Raw genomic sequence first — 13,861 nt, 5'->3', positions numbered from 1 at the left:
ATTAATTATTTTAAATTAAAAAACGGTATGTTAAAATAAAATTAGAAAAAGATCAGATAAAAATAGTAAAAATACGAGGGAAACAGGGAATGAAAACATATTTAGTAACCGGTGGAGCCGGATTTATCGGAAGCAATTATATTCATTATATGTTTAAAAAGTATAAGGATATTAAAATTGTTAATCTGGATAAACTTACTTATGCAGGAAATCCGGAAAATCTGAAAGAATTTGAAAATAATGAAAACTATGTCTTTATTAAAGAAGACATCTGTAATGCAGAAGCTGTAAATAAGATTTTCCAGGAGTACGATATTGACAGAGTTGTACATTTTGCGGCAGAGAGCCACGTAGACAGAAGTATCAAGAATCCGGAGATTTTTGTGCAGACGAATGTAATTGGAACGACAGTTCTTTTGAATGCCGCAAGAAATGCATGGGAACAGGAAGACGGAACCTATAAAGAAGGGAAAAAGTTCCTCCATGTGTCAACAGATGAGGTGTATGGATCTTTGGAAGAGGATGGGACATTCTTTTACGAGACAACACCGTATTCACCACACAGCCCGTATTCAGCAAGTAAAGCATCTTCAGACATGTTGGTAAAGGCTTATATTGATACTTATAAGTTCCCGGCCAATATTACAAATTGTAGTAATAACTATGGACCATATCAGTTTCCGGAGAAACTGATTCCATTGATCATCAATAATGCTTTGAACGGAAAGAAAATCCCGGTTTATGGAGATGGACTCAATATCAGAGACTGGTTGTATGTAGAAGATCATGCCAAGGGAATCGATATGGTACAGGAAAAGGGCAGACTAGGTGAGACTTATAACATTGGTGGACACAATGAGCGCAGAAATATCGAAATCGTGAAGACTATCTTGAAACTGCTTTATGATGTACTTCCGGAAACTGACCCACGCAGAGAACATATTAATGAAAATCTGATCGAGTATGTCGAAGACAGAAAAGGGCATGACAGAAGATATGCAATCGCACCGGACAAAATCCGCAAAGAAGTTGGCTGGGAGCCGGAGACAGACTTTGAGACGGGAATCCGTAAAACGATAAAATGGTATCTCAAGAATCTGGACTGGATGGAGAACATTACAAGCGGAGAATATCAGAACTATTATAAAGAGATGTATCATCTGTAAATAGTAGATGAATGGAGCAGATCATATGAAGAAGAGAAAAGGAATTATTCTTGCCGGAGGATCAGGAACAAGATTGTATCCGATTACACAGGCAGTTTCAAAACAGATTTTGCCGGTTTATGATAAGCCAATGATTTATTACCCACTGTCCGTGCTTATGCTTGCAGGAATCAGAGATGTTTTGATCATTACTACAGAAAGAGATGTCAGTGTGTTCAAAGAACTGCTTGGTGATGGATCACAGCTTGGGATGAGATTCGAATATAAAGTTCAGAAGAAACCGAGAGGACTTGCAGAGGCATTTATCATTGGAGAGGATTTTATCGGTGATGATGATGTGGCATTGGTTCTGGGAGATAATATTTTCTATGGACAAAGCTTCTCCCCTGTTTTGCAGAGAGTGAATGAACGCGAGGGAGCTACAATCTTTGGATATTATGTAAAGAATCCAAAAGCCTATGGAGTGGTAGAGTTTGACGAACACAATAATGTACTTTCTATAGAAGAAAAACCGAAAGCACCAAAGTCTAACTATGCAGTACCGGGATTATATTTCTATGATAATTCTGTTGTACAGTATGCAAAGGAAGTCGAGCCGTCCGAACGTGGAGAACTTGAGATTACAAGTATCAACAACAGATATCTTCAAGAGGGAAAACTGAAAGTGGAACTTTTGGGGCGTGGCTTTGCATGGCTGGATACGGGAACTCCGGATGGACTTATGGATGCAGCTAATTTCGTGGCGACATTCCAGAACCGCCAGGGATTGCAGGTGTCCTGTATAGAGGAGATTGCATATAAAAAAGGATTTATTGATAAAGAACAATTGAAGAAGTTAGGAAGCCGTTTACGTAAGACACCATATGGACAGTACATATTATCTTTGTGTAAAGAACCTGGTGAGATGCGCAAACAGAAATAAAGAAAAGCAGGTATTATGACACAAAGAAGTGAAAGCGGAATGAAAATGTGGCATAATATCTGCTTTTGGTATTTTGAAGGGAGTAATCTTACAGATTGTAAAATTTGTAAAATTATGGAAGGCTAATTGACGCTCCGGATTTTAGGTGGTATACTGCTCTTAATATGGACTTACTATTTATTTTTATTGAAGCATTTACTTATAATTATTACAGGCACATTTGAGTCAAGGAAGGAGGGTAGGTCCAAAGAAGAAAAAGGGGTGATGACGAGCGAGAAATAGATAGGACGCTCAGAGGAGAGTATATGGAAATTGTTTAAGAAAGGAAATAAAGGAGAACTATGAAAAAGAAAAAAACACAACTTTTAGGTATTGTTCTTTCAGCTGCTATGCTTGCAACATCTGTTCCGGCTCCTGTTTATGCAGAACCGACAGATAATGTAGCAGAAGAGGAAGATAGCGATGCCGCAGCTGTTCAGGAAACAACAGATGAAGCTGATGCTGTAGCGGATGATGCAACTGATGATTCCACAGCAGCTGACGATGCGACTCCTGAAGAGGCGGACGAGCAGGATACAGCGGATGAAGCTGATGCTCAGGCAGCTGAAGAAGGAGATAATGAAGTTAAGGTGGATGGTGGTTATACAATTTCTATCCCGACAATTAACTTCCAGGGTGCCAATGCAGCTGTTGCAGAACAGATGGCAAAGGACGTGGAGATTGATGAATCTGATCCTGCTATCCAGAGTCTGAGAAAAGCACTGGAAGAGGTTGAAATTGTCGGCGGCGAAGCCGGCACAGAATCCAATGAATCTAACATCAGTACAGCAGACCTGTATGAAGCAGATGAAGCAGATGGACAGGAGACAACTCAGAAGCTGACAGATGAACAGATTGATACGGTTGTTAAGCAGTATCAGAACTATCTGAATCAGTGGGCAGATAATGCCAATGTACTCGGTGTTCAGAATCCATTCTTTCTGGATTTCAATGATGATACGGATGGTCTTGGTATCCTTGGTGAGATGCTTGCCTTAGACGGCAAAACTGTTCAGGATGTCAGAGATGGCAAGGTTAAGTATGATGATCTGACAGGTATGATCTTTACTTTCACATATGGTGATAAGTTAGGTATTGAGTATTATGGTAAAGATGTAACAAATGCAAGAGAGGAAGCCCTTGCTGCAGTTACAGCATCAGGTGCGCAGACAAAGGCACAGAAGCTGCTTGTTCTGAATGACTGGCTGGCACATAACAATACATTTGATATGTCCTACATCATGAACTCCGGTAAGGAATCAGATGATGACAAGCCGATGATTGCAAAGGATCCTCAGAAGCAGGAGCATGAAGATGATGTTTATAATGCGATCTATGAAGTTTATGAACCTCAGATTAAACAGAATTTCCATGATCAGATTTTTGCAGGCATCGAAAATGATTTGCGTACACAGTTCTATGAAAAGGCTATTCAGCAGGCGGTTTATGAGCAGGCTTTAGGCAAAGCTGAAAGTGAAGCCACAGATGAAGAGAAAGCAGCCGCGAAAGAGCAGGCTGAAGGCTATATCAAGCAGAACAAAGAAGCCATTGACAAAGATCCGGATGGCTATGTAAGAACCAATTTTGGTGAGGATGCAGCTAACCAGATGAAGACTAAGGCAGATGCCTTTATCAAAGATGCTGAAGAAAATGGCGTTGAGGTTGATCCTGAGAATGCGCCTGGTTACAAGATGACAGTTGAGCAGATTACTCAGCAGCAGTTAGAAAGCGATGATCCGGCATTGGATATGGACGGTGATGGAACGAAGGAAACAAGCTTTAAGCAGGCGATTCCAATCTATGCGAAGCAGGCTGCAACCGGTATGACAACTGGTGTTATCAATTATTGGGAAGGTTCTCAGTTTGGTGCATTCGGTATGGGTACATCCGTATGTCTTGGTTACTCCAAAGCTTACACATACCTTGTACAGTGTCTGGATAAGGATATTTATCTGAAAGATACGAATGTAGGCTATGACAGCTCCAACTGGAAGACAGCCAAAGAACTGTACTATACAGATGGCAAGCTTGACACTTCAAAGAATTACACAGTTGACCTTGTAAGAATCTCCTTCCAGTCTGATGTTACAATGTACGGCGAAGAACAGGAGGACTTCGGATCCGACCATTATTGGAATGCAGTAAAGGTTGATGGACAGTGGTTTTATGTGGATCCTTGTTACACAGATGTCTACACAGAAGTTATGAGCCGTGACCGTGTTGAGACAGACGGTGATATGAACCATACATACTTCCTGTTCAGTGATACAAGTGCCAGAAAATTATATGATGGTAATTTCAGTTCTTTGAGATCTCTCTATGAAAACGAAGCAACTGATAAGACCTATGAGACAGCATGGATGGCGCGTGCGGCAAGCAATGTTTACTATGCAGACGGTTATGCGTACTACATGTATGATTCTACAGACCTGTTTGACAGAGTAAACAGTTCAAGCATGAATCAGAGCCAGAAGGCTGCAGAGTACAAGATTGTTCGTCATAAACTGACAGAAAAGGATGCAGGTGATGGCGACAGTGACTATGAGACACTGATTAACTTCACAGACAAGGAAAACGACGATGATGACGATACATTTGTAAGCGTTCTCAAAGACGGCAAGATGGTGAAGAACGACCTTCTGACAAAACTGTATGCACAGTTCGTAGATGAACAGAGCATCTACCCATCTATCGGTCTGACAGCAGCGCTGTACACAGATGGTAAGATTTACTTCAACGTATCCAACGATATCGTATCCTACAATCCTGCAGACGGTGCAGTAGCCGTTGTGAAGGAATACAATACAGTATCTGCAAAACGTGATAATACAAAGCTGTTTGGCGGTATGGCGTTTACAACAACAAGCAAAGACAGTGCAGACTTTACTGTTACAAATCATCCAATCGCAGGTCTGACTGTGAAGGGTGACAAACTGATTGTTTCAATCGGTACAAACTTCGCGTTCATTTCAGGTAAGAGCAAACTGCTTGACCATTCCAGCTACGGTTATGAATTCGAAGAGACAGATTACAATCCGACTTATACAAACTACAAGAAGTATCAGCAGTTCATGGGCAGTCAGAGCAATGATAATGACGAGTTCATGTGGTCAGCTAACTTTGTAGACACTGTTGATCTGAAGACACTGACAGGTACTTCACACAACTATGAAACAGTTTCCGTACCTGCAACCTGTGGCCGTGATGCATTTACAGAGGAACGTTGTTCTGATTGTGGTTTGATTAAAGATGGTACGCGTGTAGAAAAAGAAAATACAGCACATGAACATCATTACATCAAATTCCATGAGGTATACTATACAAAGACAGATGGTGTTAAAAACGAAGCAGATAACTATGTATGCCCGGAATGTGGTGCTTGTATTACAGAACCTGTTAAATCTAAGTACGAGCAGGCGAATTCTACATATGAGAAGAGAAAAGCTATCTGGGATGCAGCAATTAAAAATGAAGCAGAAGGTCATACATATGTACCGACAGATGCAAAATGGAGTGATGATTACTCAACAGTAACATTCCAGAATCTTACATGTGAATCTTGTGCAGATAAAATTGACAAGCTCGATTGCTTGCTTTCATCTGACGATAATGCAACTAATAAAGCGAACCGTGATTCTATCAATAAGACACTGGATAAAGCTGTAACAGTAGATGCTAAGATGGTCAGCCATGCTGGAACATGTGATGAAGGTGTAACAGCTGTATACAAAGCAGCAGATAAAACTGAAGACGGTGTAAAATATTTAGTATCTACAGAAGTAAAAGGCGAAGCAGGACAGCATACATATAGTGATGTAAAATTCAACTGGGATGCAGCTGCAATTAAAGATGATGATGGAAACATCACAGGTTATAAGACAGATCAGAAAGAAGGCACTTCAGTAACAGTTGATGAAGTGAAGTGTTCCGTATGTGGAGAAGTTCAGAAAAATGTATCCGTATCTGTAGTAAAAGATACAGATGCATATAAAGCACCTACATGTGAAGAAGCAGGAAAAGATGTTTATGTAGCAACAGTAACATCAACAGATGATAATACTGTACTTGCAAAAGAGACAAAAGAAGTAGCAATTGCAAAACTTGGTCACAAATACGGCGATCCGGTATGGTCAGACTGGGAAGAAAAAGATGGTAAGTGGACAACAACAGCAACATTTACATGTGCAAATGATGCAACACATGTTCAGACACCAGAAGTTAAGATTGATAGTGAAACAGTCGAAAAAGCAACTTATACAAAAGAAGGAAAAGTTGTTTATACAGCATCCGTAACATCACCAGATGGAAAGAAAGTTGTTAATCCGACAACTAAGGAAGTCGTAGTTGAAAAAGAAAGACTTGCAGCAGTAGAAAACCTGAAAGCATCTTCTTCAGTAGGTAAGGTAAAACTTACATGGAGTGAAGTGAAGGACGCAGAAGGATACCTGATTTATGGAATCCGCGGAGGCGGTAACAAGTATGGTTATATCGGTATGACATCTAAGACATCTTTTGTTGATGTAAAAGCACTTACAAGTGATTACAACTATTACTGGGTATTTGCATACTGCAAAGACGAAAATGGCAAGATGTATCCAGGACTGACAGCACACTATGTATATGGTAAAGCACAGAAATGCGCAGCTGTTACAGACCTGAAAGCTTCATCTGTAAAGGGTGGAGTAAAACTTACATGGACGAAGTCAGCCGGAGCAGAAGGGTATCTTGTATACGGAATCCATCCAGGCGAGAAATATGGTTACATCGGTATGACAACAAAAGGCACAACATTTACAGATAAGAAGGCATCCAGCACAGATTGGAACTTCTACTGGGTATTCCCATACCATACAGACTCTAACGGAAACAAGGTTGTTGGTGGAACACCGAAGTATGTATATGGAAAAGCAAAATAATTGAATGAGATCTGAATCATAAGTTATAAACAGGATTCAACTTGTGAAGATTATACGCAAAAAGCACAGTGATTTATTCACTGTGCTTTTTGCATAATATGGTCCTCTTTGATTGTGTAAGACACTGGGGGATGATATAATTAATTCAGTTAATATTCGTTATATTCCAAATGTAAGGGAGGGAAAGTGTATGAAGAAGAAACGAGGCGGGCAGAAAAAAAGAAGGGGAATGTGCCTGTTACTGATTTTATCTATGATAGTTCTGGCTCTTTCAGGTTGCTCTAAGAAAAAAGAGACAAAAACAGAAAAACCACCGACTAAGAAAATAGAAGTGGAAAAGCCAGAACCAGTAGAAGAAGTACCGGAAGAACCGGAAGAAGAAAAGATTCCGGAAAATCAAAACCTGCTGACAGGTCTTGCGGATCTGACAGATGCTGCTATCGGTAAACGTCCGGTGGCGGTTATGGTGAATAATATTCCGGCAGCAATGCCACAGTACGGAGTAGAAAAAGCAGATATTATCTTTGAAATCCCGGTAGAGGGTGATCAGACGCGTTTTATGGCTCTTTATGCGGATTATACAACTGTTCCGCAGATCTGTGCGATACGAAGCTGCAGATATTATTTCCCGGCACTGTCTCAGGGATTTGATGCGTTTTATGTAAATTGGGGAATTGATGATAGTATCGCAGATTATCTGGAAGCTTTGAACCTGGATCAGTATGATGGAATTTACAATGCAGGAGGTCTGTTTGGACGAGATATGGAACGTCGGAATCAGGGGTATGCATTGGAACATACAGGATACTTTGATGGAACAAAGTTTGCAGAAGTAGTGCAAAATACTGGAAAGAGAACAGACCTTGCGGATGATAAGAAAGGAACAGCATTTCAGTTTAATGGATTAAATGAACAAGTGAAACCATCAGAAGATGTGTGTAAGAAAGTGAGCATTGATTTTGGCGCACAGTCTGCTACACTTGTCTATGATGAAGCAAGTAATACTTATAAAAAAGAAATTGATGGAAATGCCCAGATAGACGGAAAGACAGGAAACCAGCTTGCTTTTACCAATGTGTTTGTGTTAGAGACCACTATCTCTGTCAAAGATGATTTGGGACATAAAGCAGTTGACTGGGATGGCTGGGAAGACTCCATGGGATATTACATTTCGAACGGTGCAAAACAGAAGATTCATTGGAGTAAAGAGGAAAATAATGAATTATCAAGATTAACATTTTATGATGAATCAGGAAATGAAATATCAATTAACCGCGGAAAGAGTTATATTGCATTTAACTATCCGAATCAGACAACATATGAATAAATAAATAATCCCCTGCCAGTTGCAGATTAATTTGAAATAGCAACAGGTAGGGGATTGTTTATTGATACTCATTTTTAGTTGACTTCAAGCATGATTTCTATTGCATGAATTGCATGCTGAATCATGGCTACTACAGTATTATGGCTGTTTTTATCAATATTAGAATCCCAGACATCATCGAAAAACTCTTCGAAGATATGATCCAATATAATCTTATTTGGAATGCAGATGTTATATTCCGGAGTCAACTTCTTTAAACGCAGATAACACAAAGAATCTGATACAAAAAGTGTCGGGTGTGCTATGTGCTGATGGTCGGAAAGAATTCCTTCCGGAAGAACGCATACATGCATAAGATCAAGTTTGTTTACCAGCTGTTCCAGATTCTTAAGGCAACGCAGTCTTTGGGATATAGTTAATGATATTCTTACACCGAAGAAATCAAGTTCTCCTGTAACTGTGAAATCTTTTAACACGGAAGCATAAATGATCAGATGGATTGGTGTGGTCTCCAAAATGCGCTGTGTCAGGTGATTTAGTTTTTTTACGTCCTCCTTCTGAAGATCGTTGCTATTCAGGCAATACTCATCCAGGAGCTCCGTATATAGATCTTCCGGAAGAAAATGTTCTGTCAGGTGTCCGATGAGACAGTATTGCTTCTGTGAAATTAACGTTTGTTCATATTCAAAGCGATGAATCATTTCCGGAATGGTTGTTTTCCGGATTAATAGTGTTTCTTTATTACAAAGAAGTCTGATCTTGTGATAAAGTTCATTCGTTAGATCACTGTCTTCAATTGTGGTAATTCCAAGACAGTGACTGCTATCTACTAACATTCCAGAGATAGCATAAGTGTCTCTGATTGCAAAAATGAGCTTACGTTGAGCCTGCGAACCAGAATAAAGATTAAAATCAATATTAGAGAGATTGGTCATCACATTCATTAAGAAACCAGCGGTATAGGCAGGAGTGGAAGCAGCCGATTCCAGGTCCATAAGAAGTGAAAAGTGTACACTAGGTAGAATAAGATTCCGGCCGCCGTGTGCACTGTTGAGTTCTGCAATCAAAAGCTGGTAATTAGGATCGACATTCAAAATATCAACAATCGCGTATACGTTTAGAGAATTAACTTTTCGAAGTGAAGGGTGTTTCATTTTAAAAATGAACTGGTCTAATGTAAGCTCCGGATAATAAGAAATTTTTGGAGCTACTTCTGTACCGGTTGAGTTTTGTAATTCTTTTACATACATATATTCAGATTCGAGATTGTCATAAATAGCAGTTTCAAGATCATTGATGTCCTGTAACTGATATTCCTGTAACAGTTGTGCAGTGCTTTCTTCTGAAAGTGCTTCAACAATGCAGTGACTGATAGCCTGAAGTGTATTTTCATAATTTTTTTCAGTTGGCAATAGTTTTCCGCTAATCCATTTACTGATATAGGAGTCATCATACTGAACAGCTTTTGCAAGAATACTATTTTTTAGCTCAGCAATAGCCATAAGGTGTTCTAGTAAAATGCTGAAACGGTTTTTATCTTTCATATTTTTGTTATATTACAGAGCATAGAATAACTTGTAATATGTCCCCCTTCCTTTAAAAATACCTTAAAGAAGTTGATAGTATGATATTAGTTTAGAGCAGAGAAAATAAAATTGCAATAAAAGAACCATAATTTACCTACGATTTTGTATTTATTTCAAAAATGAAGCTTGGAAAACAAGATGATTCATGTGAATCATGTTGATTCAAGTTTCCATAAATTGTCATTTGAAAGAACCTGTGATAAAATTTGAAAGTATTTTTGGGGAAAAATGACAAGAAAAACAAAAGAAAAGAAGGGGACAAAATTATGAATTTTACAGAGCAGAAATTGACAGGTAAAGCAAGTATTGACAAACCTTGGCTGAACTTTTATCCGGAACAGTTCAGAAATCTTGAGATACCAAGAATTACAATCGAAGCTTTCCTGAAAATGAAAAACCCGAATGAGGATAAGATCGCATTTGAGTATTATGGAAATAAGATTACATGGAAACAGTTATGGGAAGATGTAGATGTTGCGGCAAGAGCACTGAAAGCCCTCGGATTTAACGAAGGTGACAGAGTTCCGTCCTTTTTAGTATCTACGCCAGCTCATTTTATTCTGCTTCTTGCAGCAGAAAGAGTCGGTGTAGCAATTATCTGTCGTGATGACGAACCGGAAGAACTTTGTTTTGCAATCCGTAAATGTAAAACAGATACAGCATTTGTAATGGATTATCTTTCAAAAGAAGATGAAGAGTTATTCCGTACAACAACTCCGATGACACGTATGATTAAAGTGTCACCATTTGAATATGCAGACAAGAGCCAGATGAAGGATTATGTATTAGAAGAAATCACAGCCCGCTATCCGGCAGAGACAGAGACAACAGAAGGCGATATGAGCTGGCAGGAGTTTATGGAACTGGGAAGAAACTTCAAAGGTGAATATCTTGCACCAGTAGATCCTGACAGAGCTGTGTTTGGAGCATACACAAGTGGTTCAACAGGAATCTCTAAACTTGTAATCCATTCTTCAGCGAATATAGTAGCAACTGCATACCAGATGTCAATCTTTATTCCGCCGTCAGATGTGCAGGAAGTCTGGTGGACACCAATTCTTCCACCGGCATTGATCGCAGTAACAGTTTCAATGACGATCTTCCCACTTTCTACAGGATTAATGGTATCACTTGATCCATTCTGTCCGTTAGAGAATATTGACATTGAATTCATGGATCGTAAACCGAACTTCTGGGCATTGATCCCACTCTATTGCGAGATGTTAATGTCCAGTGAGAGAATTCCGGAAGATTACGATATGTCTCACCTGAGAACAATCGGTGCAGGTGCCGAAGCTATGAATGACCGTAAGTATGCAGAGGTAGAAGAATTCTTCCATAAACACAACGTTCAGGCAAAATTAAGTGCAGGTTATGGACAGAGCGAGGGGTGCTCAAACCTCACACTGCCGAACCCAATGTTCCCATTGGAGGATGGATGTGTAGGTATGCCAATGACAGCAACTGTACTTGGTGTATTTGACAAAGATCTGAATGAATTAAATTACGGAGAATCAGGAGAACTCTGTATGACAGGTCCGTCTATGATGCTTCATTACTCAGGCTGGAGAGGTGAAGAACTGACAGAGCAGACACTTGTTGAGCATCCGGATGGAAACACATGGTTACATACAGGAGACGAGGCTTATATCACAGAGCAGGGAATTGTGCATATTCTTGGTCGTGGTGAAATCAAAGCTTACGGAGATAAGCCACTTCATGTAATGAGAATGGAGACAAAAACAGTAAGAACACCTGGAGTGAAAGATGGATTCTTCTGTCTCGTTCCGGATCAGGAGCATGAAGGATATTATCGTCCATATCTGTTTGTGATTCTTGATGGAACAAAGACACTTGAGGAAGTAGCAGAACTGTTGAAAGATACACTGGAAGAACATGAATATCCGGTAGAGATCAGAGAAATTACTGAAAGACCTTACTTCCACTTCAAAACAGATAGAAAAGGTCTTACAGCTCAGATTCTTAAAGAATTAGAGCAGGCAAAAGAAGAAAAATAAGGAAATCAAAGGTTTTGATTGTTCCAGGGAGCAATAACCGTTGAGTAGGGAATGTGAAAAAAGTGCTGAGTTATAGGAAAAATCCATATGACTCGGCACTTTTTAAGTGCGAAATAGAGATGATTTTGTAAAAGAATGAAAAAGTTTTGCTTTGCTGTTGAGAACTGAAAGAAAAAATGCGATTTTATGTAAAAAACACTTGACACGGAACACAAATCAACATATAATAGCAAGGTATGACATAAGGAGAAACAGTATGCACCAAAGCCCCGGAGTATGCTGATTTCAAATAAATAAGCAATAGTATATAATGATTATTTATAGGAGGAACACCCATGAAAACTTATATGGCTAACCCTGATAAGATTGAAAGAAAATGGTATGTGGTTGACGCTGAAGGCGCTACACTTGGACGTCTTGCATCTGAGATCGCAAAGGTACTCAGAGGAAAGAACAAACCGGAATATACTCCGCACATCGATACAGGAGATTATGTAATCGTTGTTAATGCAGAGAAAGTTAAAGTAACAGGAAAGAAATTACAGCAGAAGATCTACTACAATCACTCTGACTATGTTGGAGGAATGAAAGAGACTACACTTGCTGAGCTTCTTGCTAAGAAGCCAGAGAAGGTGATCGAGCTTGCTGTTAAGGGAATGCTTCCGAAAGGACCTATGGGAAGAGACATGATCAAGAAGCTTCATGTATACGCTGGACCAGAGCATGCAAATCAGGCTCAGAAGCCGGAAGTTCTTACATTTTAGGTAGAAGGAGGAAATAACAGTGGCTAACGCAAAATATTACGGAACAGGAAGAAGAAAAAAATCTATCGCAAGAGTATATCTTGTACCTGGAACAGGAAAGATCACAATCAATAAAAGAGATATCGACGAGTATCTTGGACTTGAAACTCTGAAGGTTGTTGTTCGCCAGCCGCTCGTGGCTACAGAGACAGCTGACAAGTTCGACGTAATCGTTAATGTATGTGGTGGTGGATACACAGGACAGGCTGGAGCTATTCGTCACGGAATCGCTAGAGCACTCCTTGAGGCAGACGCAGATTACAGACCGGTTCTCAAGTCAGCAGGTTACCTGACTCGTGACCCACGTATGAAAGAGCGTAAGAAACCAGGTCTCAAAGCAGCTCGTAGAGCACCACAGTTCTCAAAGAGATAATTATCTCGCAAGAGAATTACAATTCAAAGAGATCACAAACCTCAGAACTTCGGTTCTGGGGTTTTTCTTTACCCTTAAATCTTGATGAAATGTCTAGAAATGTGGTGAAACTTATTCGGTTTGCAATACGTTTGCAACAAAAATATCTAAAAATATAGGTAAGCGTTAAATATAGGACACTTTTCGGTGATAGACACTGTAGAGCGTAAACTTCTTTATGTTCTTTGTTCTAGGGCAAAAAAGAACTTGTATTTATTTAGTGAATATGGACGAACTACAAAGAATGGTTTGGAGTATTCCTCAACAGATGAACTATCATTAATTGCGGATATGATGTGAAATCGAAAATAAATGATAAAACTGAAAAGATACCTACGGGGCTGTCGCTTTGATATGCTCCCTCCTACTCGATTATTGTGACGGGCCAAAGTCCGAGTTTGCTCGGGATGGATGAAATGCTGCAAGAATGGAAAGGCGCAGACCAGTTTATTATTGTCAAGGGTACCTGGTTTGAAAAATTGATGGCGGAATAATAAGATGCTGTGATAGAATGAAGAAAATGATTGGATGTGCAAACTGGAAGTTTCACATGAGATGTTAGAAGAAGTGATTACGGAATACTGTAATGCAATTTTCAGCAGTGGAGGGGAACTGAAGGCTGAAGAATGAAATTGTATTATTTACAGATGGTGATGTTAATATAGAAGTTCA

General features: G+C 39.5%; 8 protein-coding genes. 7 read left to right on the top strand and 1 reads right to left on the bottom strand.

Annotated features, from left to right (window positions below):
- Positions 1-89: 89 nt before the first annotated feature.
- From rfbB to LI162_RS04165, 4 genes are all read left to right on the top strand, one after another.
- Positions 90-1,166 carry a dTDP-glucose 4,6-dehydratase gene (rfbB, locus tag LI162_RS04180; RefSeq protein ID WP_055147732.1) on the top strand — a complete coding sequence of 359 codons (1,077 nt, stop codon included), beginning with the start codon at positions 90-92 and terminating at the stop codon, positions 1,164-1,166.
- A gap of 25 nt (positions 1,167-1,191) precedes the next feature.
- Positions 1,192-2,088, top strand: a complete 897-nt coding sequence (gene rfbA, locus LI162_RS04175) for a glucose-1-phosphate thymidylyltransferase RfbA (RefSeq protein WP_055147832.1) — start codon at positions 1,192-1,194, stop codon at positions 2,086-2,088.
- A 341-nt stretch (positions 2,089-2,429) separates the two neighbouring features.
- A complete protein-coding gene (locus LI162_RS04170; protein WP_227155813.1) occupies positions 2,430-7,043 on the top strand; it encodes a hypothetical protein in 4,614 nt (1,537 codons plus the stop codon).
- Positions 7,044-7,233: 190 nt separating this feature from the next.
- The gene (locus LI162_RS04165) at positions 7,234-8,370 is read left to right on the top strand and encodes a DUF3048 domain-containing protein (RefSeq protein WP_055147738.1); all 1,137 of its coding nucleotides are present in this window, start codon (positions 7,234-7,236) and stop codon (positions 8,368-8,370) included.
- A gap of 74 nt (positions 8,371-8,444) precedes the next feature.
- Here the strand turns inward: LI162_RS04165 and LI162_RS04160 are convergent, their stop codons facing one another.
- A complete protein-coding gene (locus LI162_RS04160; protein ID WP_227155811.1) occupies positions 8,445-9,872 on the bottom strand; it encodes a hypothetical protein in 1,428 nt (475 codons plus the stop codon).
- 350 nt (positions 9,873-10,222) lie between these two features.
- Between LI162_RS04160 and LI162_RS04155 the strand changes: the two genes are divergently transcribed.
- From LI162_RS04155 to rpsI, 3 genes are all read left to right on the top strand, one after another.
- Positions 10,223-11,974 carry an AMP-binding protein gene (locus LI162_RS04155; protein ID WP_055147744.1) on the top strand — a complete coding sequence of 584 codons (1,752 nt, stop codon included), beginning with the start codon at positions 10,223-10,225 and terminating at the stop codon, positions 11,972-11,974.
- A 335-nt stretch (positions 11,975-12,309) separates the two neighbouring features.
- Positions 12,310-12,738, top strand: a complete 429-nt coding sequence (gene rplM / locus LI162_RS04150) for a 50S ribosomal protein L13 (protein ID WP_015527916.1) — start codon at positions 12,310-12,312, stop codon at positions 12,736-12,738.
- A gap of 19 nt (positions 12,739-12,757) precedes the next feature.
- A complete protein-coding gene (rpsI, locus tag LI162_RS04145) occupies positions 12,758-13,150 on the top strand; it encodes a 30S ribosomal protein S9 (RefSeq protein WP_020437258.1) in 393 nt (130 codons plus the stop codon).
- The last annotated feature ends 711 nt before the right edge of the window (positions 13,151-13,861 follow it).

This window comes from Mediterraneibacter sp. 210702-DFI.3.120 (assembly GCF_020561005.1).
Lineage (GTDB): Bacteria > Bacillota > Clostridia > Lachnospirales > Lachnospiraceae > Mediterraneibacter > Mediterraneibacter faecis.
Note: the sequence above shows the minus strand (reverse complement) of the source record. Positions and strands in the feature narration are given on the sequence as shown.

What these genes read in the sequence shown, in the direction of transcription:
- LI162_RS04170 (WP_227155813.1), top strand. Translation starts at nt 2,430, where the DNA reads ATGAAAAAGAAAAAAACACAACTTTTAGGTATTGTTCTTTCAGCTGCT.
- rfbA (WP_055147832.1), top strand. Translation starts at nt 1,192, where the DNA reads ATGAAGAAGAGAAAAGGAATTATTCTTGCCGGAGGATCAGGAACAAGA.
- LI162_RS04155 (WP_055147744.1), top strand. Translation starts at nt 10,223, where the DNA reads ATGAATTTTACAGAGCAGAAATTGACAGGTAAAGCAAGTATTGACAAA.
- rfbB (WP_055147732.1), top strand. Translation starts at nt 90, where the DNA reads ATGAAAACATATTTAGTAACCGGTGGAGCCGGATTTATCGGAAGCAAT.
- LI162_RS04165 (WP_055147738.1), top strand. Translation starts at nt 7,234, where the DNA reads ATGAAGAAGAAACGAGGCGGGCAGAAAAAAAGAAGGGGAATGTGCCTG.
- rplM (WP_015527916.1), top strand. Translation starts at nt 12,310, where the DNA reads ATGAAAACTTATATGGCTAACCCTGATAAGATTGAAAGAAAATGGTAT.
- LI162_RS04160 (WP_227155811.1), bottom strand. Translation starts at nt 9,872, where the DNA reads ATGGCTATTGCTGAGCTAAAAAATAGTATTCTTGCAAAAGCTGTTCAG.